Source organism: Bradyrhizobium sp. STM 3843 (genome assembly GCF_000239815.1).
Taxonomy (GTDB): domain Bacteria; phylum Pseudomonadota; class Alphaproteobacteria; order Rhizobiales; family Xanthobacteraceae; genus Bradyrhizobium.
The window spans coordinates 24,848-33,357 of the sequence record NZ_CAFK01000210.1; the positions used below are offsets into that span (position 1 = coordinate 24,848).

6 protein-coding genes and 1 pseudogene are annotated in these 8,510 nt (G+C 64.9%); 6 read left to right on the forward strand and 1 reads right to left on the reverse strand.

Going from position 1 to position 8,510, the window contains the following annotated elements:
• Positions 1 to 144: 144 nt before the first annotated feature.
• Both BRAS3843_RS22430 and BRAS3843_RS22435 read left to right on the forward strand, forming a co-directional pair.
• Entirely contained in the window at positions 145 to 1,701 is a 1,557-nt protein-coding gene (locus BRAS3843_RS22430) for an EAL domain-containing protein (protein WP_008971346.1), read from the forward strand.
• Between the two features lie 15 nt (positions 1,702 to 1,716).
• Positions 1,717 to 2,571 (forward strand): TIGR01459 family HAD-type hydrolase, encoded by an 855-nt coding sequence (locus BRAS3843_RS22435; RefSeq protein ID WP_008971347.1) that lies wholly within the window; start codon positions 1,717 to 1,719, stop codon positions 2,569 to 2,571.
• Between the two features lie 66 nt (positions 2,572 to 2,637).
• On the opposite strand, the gene BRAS3843_RS22440 is transcribed toward BRAS3843_RS22435, so the two are convergent.
• Positions 2,638 to 3,033, reverse strand: coding sequence for a response regulator (locus BRAS3843_RS22440; RefSeq protein ID WP_008971348.1), 396 nt, complete (start codon positions 3,031 to 3,033; stop codon positions 2,638 to 2,640).
• Between the two features lie 267 nt (positions 3,034 to 3,300).
• Here BRAS3843_RS22440 and BRAS3843_RS22445 point away from each other — a divergent pair, with 267 nt between their 5' ends.
• From BRAS3843_RS22445 to BRAS3843_RS22460, 4 genes and pseudogenes are all read left to right on the forward strand, one after another.
• Positions 3,301 to 4,281, forward strand: coding sequence for a bifunctional riboflavin kinase/FAD synthetase (locus BRAS3843_RS22445; RefSeq protein ID WP_008971349.1), 981 nt, complete (start codon positions 3,301 to 3,303; stop codon positions 4,279 to 4,281).
• Positions 4,282 to 4,482: 201 nt separating this feature from the next.
• Entirely contained in the window at positions 4,483 to 7,482 is a 3,000-nt protein-coding gene (gene ileS, locus BRAS3843_RS22450; protein ID WP_008971350.1) for an isoleucine--tRNA ligase, read from the forward strand.
• A 198-nt stretch (positions 7,483 to 7,680) separates the two neighbouring features.
• The gene (lspA, locus tag BRAS3843_RS22455) at positions 7,681 to 8,178 is read left to right on the forward strand and encodes a signal peptidase II (RefSeq protein ID WP_008971351.1); all 498 of its coding nucleotides are present in this window, start codon (positions 7,681 to 7,683) and stop codon (positions 8,176 to 8,178) included.
• Between the two features lie 129 nt (positions 8,179 to 8,307).
• A pseudogene (locus BRAS3843_RS22460) lies at positions 8,308 to 8,510 on the forward strand (hypothetical protein); the annotation flags it as partial.

Consider the following 8,510-nt stretch of genomic DNA (forward strand, 5'->3'; position numbering starts at 1 on the left):
CGGATAACCAGCTTCATTGGAACGTGCGCGAAAGCAACGCAGGTGCGGAAATCGTCTGCACGCGCGCGGTTTTGAATCCGGGCTGCTATCCTCGCGAATCAGTTGAAGTGCTAAGGTCGCTCTCGGTTGGGAGCGTTTCGCAATATGATCCGTATTTCTACGATCTTCGTCGCCATCTGCATGGTCCTGCTCGCAGCGTCACTGGGCCTCATTCTCTACTCCGTGGCCGGTCTCAGCGGGCCGGAATCCGCGATCGTGGCGCTGACGGCGCTGACCTTCCTGATCCTCTACAATGCCGTGTCGATGCGGCTGCGCGACCGCAGCGATGTCGGCAGCCAGATCGCCGATCTGTCGCGCGGCACCGCGGACCTTGCCCGCCAGGTGGCGGAATTCGGCCGCCGGCTCTCGGCCGTCGAAGGCCGCCTGGTATCGTCCAATTCGGCCGGTGCCGACCGGTTGCAAGGTGTCGTCAGCGAGATCAACGAGCTCGGCGGCCTGGTCAAGCAGCTCGCGACCACGGTGGCGCAGCACGAGGACGTCTTGGCCGCGGCAACCGCGGAGCCTCCCCAGGCCCCTTTGGGGTTTGACGCGGAAGATGCGGCTCCGGCCCCCAAGACTCAGCCAGACAAGGCCCAGCCGGACGCCGTCCACGCCCAAGCCTCCAGCATCAAGCACACGCCGCCCAAAGCGCCCGAGGCGAAAGCTTTGCCGGAAGCGACAGTCAACCCGGCACCGGCAGTGCCGCCGCGGCCGCAAGCACCGGCTACCGGTGCAGCGGCGGGCCCGCGCAGCCAGGCGCAGATCCTGGCGGCGGTCAGAAGCGCCATCGACGAGAACCGCCTCGACGTCTACCTGCAGCCGCTCGTCACCCTGCCCCAGCGCAAGGTGCGCTTCTACGAGGCGGTGACCCGGCTGCGCGACGAGCGCGACCAGATGTTGGCCGCTGAAGATTTCATCGGCATTGCGGAAGCCGCCGGCCTGGTCGGGCGGATCGACCACATGGTGATGCTCCGCTGCGTGCAGGTGCTGCGCCGGCTGATGGTGCGGAACAAGGACGTCGGCGTGTTCTGCAATGTCTCCGCTGCGACGCTGAGCAACCCGTCGATCTTTGCCCAGTGCCTCGATTTCCTCGAAGCCAACCGGGCGCTGGCGCCGTCCTTCGTTCTCGAGTTCAAGCAGGCGACCTTGCGTCATCTCGGGCCGAGCGAGACCGAGCACCTCGCCGCCCTCGCGCAGCGCGGCTACCGTTTCTCGATCGACCACGTCACCGACCTGCGCTTCGAGCCGCGCGATCTCGCCGATCGCGGTGTCCGCTTTATCAAGGTACCGGCAGCGCTGCTGCTTGATCCGAAGCAGAGCTCGGCCTCCGACATCCACCCCTCCGATTTGTCCGATCTGCTCGGCCGGTTCGGTATCGACCTCATCGCAGAGCGCATCGAAGGCGAGCGCTCGGTCGTCGATCTTCTGGATTACGACATCCGTTTCGGCCAAGGTTTCCTGTTCGCCCCGCCCCGCCCGTTGCGGCCCGAAGGCGCATCTGCTACCGGCGGGGCCGCTTCGAGCCCAGGAACCGGGCAGGAGATCAAGATTCAGGAGCCTCATGCCCCCGGCGATACCGCATCCGATGCAGCAACCGCGAACCCGCCGCCACGCGCGGTCGGCAACGCTGCGCTGGCCCGCCGCATTGCCGGGACGGCCTAATTTGCGCCGGACGTCATGACCGAGCTCCGTCTCGTCGAGCGGCTGCGCGACCTGCTCGACGGCAAGAAGGTCGTGCTGAGCGATATCTGGGGCGTGGTCCATAACGGGCTCGAAGCCTTCCCCGAGGCCTGCGACGCGCTGCATCGGTTCAGGAAGAACGGCGGCACCGTCATCCTGATCACCAATGCGCCGCGGCCGGCGGATTCGGTGCAACGGCAGCTGCGCAAGCTGCGCGTCTCCGACAAGATCTACAACGCCATCGTCTCCTCCGGAGATCTGACGCGGCTCTATGTGGCCGCGCATCCCGGCCGCAAGCTGTTCTGGCTCGGACCCGAGCGCGACGGCTCGATCCATCGCGGCCTCGATCCGGTGCTGTCGTCGCTGGAAGAGGCCGACTACATCATCTGCACCGGGCTTCTCGACGACGAGACCGAGACGGCCGAGGACTACCGGCCGATGATGCTGCGGGCGCGCGAGCGGAAGCTGCCGCTGATCTGCGCCAATCCCGACATCGTGGTCGAGCGCGGCGACCGGCTGATCTATTGCGCCGGCGCCATTGCCGAGCTCTATCGCGAGCTCGGCGGCGATGTGACGTTCTACGGCAAGCCGCACCGCCCGATCTATGAGCGGGCCATGGAGCTGGCCGCCACCCATGCCGGCCAGGCGATTGCGCGCGACCAGGTGCTGGCGATCGGCGATTCCGTGCGCACCGATCTCGCCGGCGCGCATGGCTTCGGCATCGACTGCCTGTTCGTCACCCGCGGCATCCACTCGGAGGAATTCGAGGGCATCGACCAGCTCGACCCTGCCTCGGTGCGGGAGCTGTTCGGCCATCCGCCCCGCGCGCTGATGCGCGAGCTGAAATGGTGAAATGAAAAACGCCCAGCTCGAGGCCGGGCGCTTTTCATTTGTGTCTTTGTCGGAATGATGCGCGCGTTAGGCCGTCGCCATATCCGGGAACACCGCCTCGATCTTGGTCTTCAGCGTGGCGGCATTGAACGGCTTGACGATGTAGTTGTTCACGCCGGCCTTCTTCGCCGCGATCACGTTCTCGGTCTTGGATTCCGCGGTGATCATGATGAAGGGCGTGGTGGCGAGGTTCGGATCGGCGCGCACCTCGCGCAGCAGATCGTAGCCCGTCATCGGCTCCATGTTCCAATCCGAGATCACGAGGCCATACTTCTTGGCGCGCATCTTGTTCAGCGCCATCGAGCCGTCGCTGGCATCGTCGATATTGTCGAATCCGATCTGTTTCAGAAGATTCCGGATGATACGGATCATGGTGCTGTAATCGTCGACGACGAGCACCGGCATCGTCAAATCAACCGCCATCTTGACTCCCCCACACGCGAACAAACGCGCAGATGTACTTGAAACGCAACTGCGGATCGGGCCGGCAATGGCCGCTCCGCCATTCAGCTCCAGCACTAGCATCAGGCCTTAAACAGCCCGTTAACTGGGCCCGTTCGCATGTCCGTCCCTCAACCGTGAACGCGCCGAGAACCGGGTGGCTTGACTTCCAAAGCCCTGCCGCCCACGGTCCGCCGCAACCATCGGCCCTTTCGGGCACATGCCAGTTTCTCGAGGTCGTCCCGCGACATGTCTGCCTTCACCGTGATCCGCGATACCACCCCGTCATCGGCGATCCCGAGGGGAGCGGTGGTCGCCATGGGGAATTTCGACGGCGTTCATCTCGGCCATCGGGCCGTCATCAATGCCGCACTGGAGATGGGCCGGGCCCATGGCCGCCCCGCTCTGGCGCTCACCTTCGAGCCGCATCCGCGGCGCTTCTTCAGCCCCAACACCCCCCAGTTCCGCCTGACCGACGAGACCGCCAAGCTGCGGCTCTTGGCCGCGACCGGGCTCGCCGGCGCCGTGGTGATGAGCTTCGACAAGGCCCGTGCCCAAACCTCGGCGCAAGATTTCATTCACCATGATCTGATCGAACGGCTCGGTGTGTCCGGAATCGCCGTCGGCTACGACTTCCATTTCGGCAAGGGCCGGGTCGGCTCGCCAAGCCTGTTGGTCAACGAGGCGCCGCGGCTCGGCATCGAGGTCGATGTCCAGGCCCATGTCGACATCGAGGAGCGGCCGGTGTCCTCGACCGCGATCCGGGACGCGCTGGCCGAGGGCCATATCGACGAGGCCACCACCATGCTGGGCGGTCCCTGGTTCGTCACCTCCGAGGTGATCCATGGCGACAAGCGCGGCCGCGATCTCGGCTACCCCACCGCCAATATGCGGCTCGACCGCGATTGCGGACTCAGGCACGGCATCTATGCCGTGCGGGTGGCCCGCGGGCGGGGTGCCAACCGGGTCCTGATCGACGGCGTCGCCAATTTCGGCCGCCGGCCGACCTTCGACAATGGCGCAGCCCTGCTCGAAGTGTTCCTGTTCGATTTCAAGGACAGCCTCTATGGCGAGCAGCTCGATGTCGCCTTCATCGGCTTCATCCGGGAGGAGGCCAAATTTTCCTCCATCGAGGCGCTGATCCGGCAAATGGACGACGACAGCGCCAAGGCCCGCGCGCAGCTGGCAGCCCACCCCGGTGCATTCCCCGCGCTCGGCGAGATCGAATAGCGGCGGGCTACCGGCAGCGAGACTTTGCGATTTTCGCGCCTGCCTGCTATGGAGGGCGCCTCATGTTGATACGGCGCACCATCGGCATTAGCGGCCCGGCTTCCGCCTGAGCGTTTCGCTCGGCGCAAGACCGGGATGTCTCTGTTTCGCCGCCCGCGATCATTCGCGTTTTCCGCGCCTCATCTAGCCAGCCAGATCACGATGTCCGAGAAGCCGCAAAAGTCCGACGTATCCGACTATTCCAAAACCCTGTTCCTGCCGCAGACGGATTTCCCGATGCGCGCCGGCCTGCCTCAGCGCGAGCCGGAAATCCTCAACTACTGGAACGAGATCGACCTGTACGGCAAGCTGCGCGAGAGCGCGAAGGCGCGACCGAAATTCGTCCTGCATGACGGCCCGCCCTATGCCAACGGCAACATCCATATCGGGCACGCGCTGAACAAGATCCTCAAGGATGTCGTTACCAAGAGCCAGCAGATGCTGGGCCACGATTCCAACTACGTCCCCGGCTGGGACTGCCATGGGCTCCCGATCGAATGGAAGATCGAGGAGGAGAATTACCGCAAGAAGGGCAAGGCCAAGCCGGACTTCCGCGATTCCGCGGCGATGGTCGCCTTCCGCCGGGAATGCCGCGCCTATGCCGATCACTGGCTCAACGTGCAGCGCGAGGAGTTCAAGCGGTTAGGCGTGATCGGCGATTGGGATCATCCCTACACCACCATGAGCTATCCGGCGGAAGCCCAGATCGCGCGCGAACTGATGAAGTTCGCCGCCAACGGCACGCTCTATCGCGGCTCCAAGCCCGTGATGTGGAGCGTGGTCGAGAAAACGGCGCTGGCCGAGGCCGAAGTGGAGTATGAGGACTACACATCGGACACGGTGTGGGTGAAGTTTCCGGTCACCTCGCCGGCGCATGGCGCGCTCGCCAATGCCTCGGTGGTGATCTGGACCACCACGCCCTGGACCCTGCCCGGCAACCGCGCCATCTCTTTCTCGCCGAAGATCGCTTACGGCCTCTACAAGGTCACGGATGCCCCCGCCGACAACTGGGCGAAGGCCGGCGATCTCCTGATCCTCGCCGACGCGCTGGCTGACGGTATCTTCAAGCAGGCCCGCGTCACGGCTTACGAGAAGGTGCGCGACATCCCCGGCGACACGCTGGACGCGGTGGAGTGCGCCCATCCGTTGAAAGGCTTGGCCGGCGGCTACAGCTTCGCCGTGCCGCTGCTGCCCGGCGAGCACGTCACCGACGACACCGGCACCGGCTTCGTGCACACCGCGCCCGGCCACGGGCGCGAGGACTTTGATGTCTGGACGGCGCATGCGCGTGAGTTGGAAGCGCGCGGCATCTCGACCACCATCCCCTACACCGTCGACGAGAACGGCGCGCTGACCGATCACGCGCCGGGCTTCACGGGAAAGCGCGTGCTCAATGACAAGGGCGAGAAAGGCGACGCCAACGAGGCCGTCATCAAGGCGCTGATCGAGGCAGGCCAGCTGCTCGCGCGCGGCCGGCTGAAGCACCAATATCCGCATTCCTGGCGCTCGAAGAAGCCAGTGATCTTCCGCAACACGCCGCAATGGTTCATCGCGATGGATAAGGACATCGCGGATCACGACACGGCAATATCCGGAGACACCCTGCGCGCCCGCGCGCTCCAGGCCATCTCGGTGACGCAATGGGTGCCGGCGGCGGGGCAGAACCGCATCACTGGCATGATCGCCAACCGGCCGGACTGGGTGATCTCGCGCCAGCGCGCCTGGGGCGTGCCGATCGCCGTGTTCGTGCGCGAGACCGGCGACGGCTCGGCTGAGATCCTGCAGGACGAGGCGGTCAACAAGCGCATCACCGACGCTTTCGAGAAGGATGGTGCCGACGCCTGGTATGCCGACGGCGCGCGCGAGCGCTTCTTAGGGAAGCTTGCCAACGAGGACTGGAAGAAGGTCGACGACATTCTCGACGTCTGGTTCGATTCCGGCTCGACCCATGCCTTCGTGCTGGACGATCCCGTGCACTTCCCCGGCCTCGCCGGCATCAAGCGGAAAGTCGATGGCGGCCAGGATACCGTGATGTATCTGGAAGGCTCGGATCAGCATCGCGGCTGGTTTCACTCCTCGCTGCTCGAGAGCTGCGGCACCCGCGGCCGCGCGCCTTACGACGTCGTGCTGACCCACGGCTTCACGCTCGACGAGAACGGGCGCAAGATGTCGAAGTCGCTCGGCAACACGGTCGAGCCGCAGAAGGTGATCAAGGATTCCGGTGCCGATATCCTCAGGCTCTGGGTCTGCGCCACCGACTACGCCGACGACCAGCGCATCGGTCCTGAGATCCTCAAGAACACCATCGAGACCTATCGCAAGCTGCGCAACACCATCCGCTGGATGCTCGGCACCCTGCATCATTTCCACCGCGCCGAGGCGGTCGCGCGCGCCGAGATGCCGGAGCTGGAGCGGCTGATGCTGCATCAGCTGTCGCAGCAGGCCGAGATCGTCAGCCGCGCCTATGCCGAGTTCGACTACAAGACCGTGATCGCGACGCTTGCGACCTTCATGAACTCGGAGCTGTCGGCGTTCTATTTCGATATCCGCAAGGATACGCTCTATTGCGATCCGCCCTCGTCGGTGGCGCGCAAGGCGGCGCTGACCGCGATCGACACGATCTGCGACGCGATCCTGAAATGGCTGGCGCCGGTGCTGTCCTTCACCTGCGACGAGGCCTGGCGGATGTATCGGCCCGACGCCGAGCCGTCCGTGCATCTGACGCTGTTCCCGGACGGCCTCGAACAGTATCGCGACGAGGCGCTCGCGGCGAAGTGGGACACCATCCGCGCCGTCAGGCGCGTCGTCACCGGGGCACTCGAGCTCGCGCGCGCCGCCAAGACCATCGGCTCCTCGCTCGAAGCCTCGCCGATCATCTATGTCAACGACCGCGCTTTGCTCGCCACGCTGTTCGATGTCGATCTCGCCGAGGTCTGCATCACCTCGAACTACGAGGTGCGCGAAGGCGAGGCGCCGGCGGATGCCTTCCGGCTCGACTCCGTGCCTGATGTGGCTGTCGTGGTCGAAAAAGCGCAAGGGCAGAAATGCGCGCGCTCCTGGAAGATCCTGCCTGACGTCGGCGAGGACCCCGACTACCCCGACGTCTCGCCGCGCGACGCGCAGGCCTTGCGCGAATGGAAGGCGCTGGGGGTGGGTGTGTGATCTGCCATCGTCGCGACAAACTCAGCTGTCGTCCCTGCGAAAGCAGGGACCGATAACCACCGTCCTTGCTTGTAAGCAAAGAAAGATGATCCGAAGTCTTTCAAACAAAAGCCGCCGCGGCGTATGGGTCCCCGCTTTCGCGGGGACGACAGCTTTTGCTGCAGCAGCAGGCTCGTCCTCAGCGGCCAGTACCCCGGCATGACATCTCCCCTCCGCTCCGGCCTCCTCGCCGCCCTCGCCACCCTGGTCGTCGACCAGGCCTCCAAGCTGTGGCTGCTGTACGTTTTCGACATCTCCAATCGCGCCCCGGTGCACGTCACGCCGTTCTTCGACCTGATCCTGGCCTGGAACATCGGCATCAGCTTCGGCTGGCTGCAGAATGACAGCCCCGTGGCCCAGCTGGCGCTGATGGCGGTGAAGGCCGTCGCGGTGGTCGCGCTCGCGATCTGGATGGTGCGGTCGCAGACCAAGCTCGCAACCATCGCGCTCGGCCTGATCATCGGCGGCGCCATCGGCAACGCGATCGACCGGCTCGCTTATGGGGCGGTGGTCGACTTCGCCCTCCTCCACGTCGAGATCGCTGGACAGGTCTACAATTGGTACGTGTTCAACCTCGCGGATGTGGCCATTGTTGCTGGCGTCGCCGGCCTATTGTATGATTCCTTCATCGGAATCCCCGCCGCAAAAGCGCCCTGATCCCGGCCGATACGACGCGTTGGCGGATCGTCGCCGAAGGGGCCGCAACGGATTGTGTCTCCTCACTTTTTCGCGATCGGCGGATACTTTAGACTGTTCGGGATAGGACAGCCGAGACGAGGGAAAGCCATGTGCAAGACCGATAGCACCGAGACCCGCGCGACGAGCGCTCACCGCGCGCTGATGCGCGCCCTGAAGCTGTCCGCCGCAACCTTCGGCATCGGCCTGCTGCTCGCCTCCGGCGTTGCCCGCGCCCAGGACGATGAGCAGGGCGAGGACGACAAGACCTTCGAAGAGAAGATCATCGACAACATCATGCGCGGCATGGGCGC

Excerpts from the sequence above, each read along its gene's own strand:
- BRAS3843_RS22430 (WP_008971346.1), top strand. The coding sequence starts at position 145 with ATGATCCGTATTTCTACGATCTTCGTCGCCATCTGCATGGTCCTGCTC.
- BRAS3843_RS22435 (WP_008971347.1), top strand. The coding sequence starts at position 1,717 with ATGACCGAGCTCCGTCTCGTCGAGCGGCTGCGCGACCTGCTCGACGGC.
- BRAS3843_RS22440 (WP_008971348.1), bottom strand. The coding sequence starts at position 3,033 with ATGGCGGTTGATTTGACGATGCCGGTGCTCGTCGTCGACGATTACAGC.
- BRAS3843_RS22445 (WP_008971349.1), top strand. The coding sequence starts at position 3,301 with ATGTCTGCCTTCACCGTGATCCGCGATACCACCCCGTCATCGGCGATC.
- ileS (WP_008971350.1), top strand. The coding sequence starts at position 4,483 with ATGTCCGAGAAGCCGCAAAAGTCCGACGTATCCGACTATTCCAAAACC.
- lspA (WP_008971351.1), top strand. The coding sequence starts at position 7,681 with ATGACATCTCCCCTCCGCTCCGGCCTCCTCGCCGCCCTCGCCACCCTG.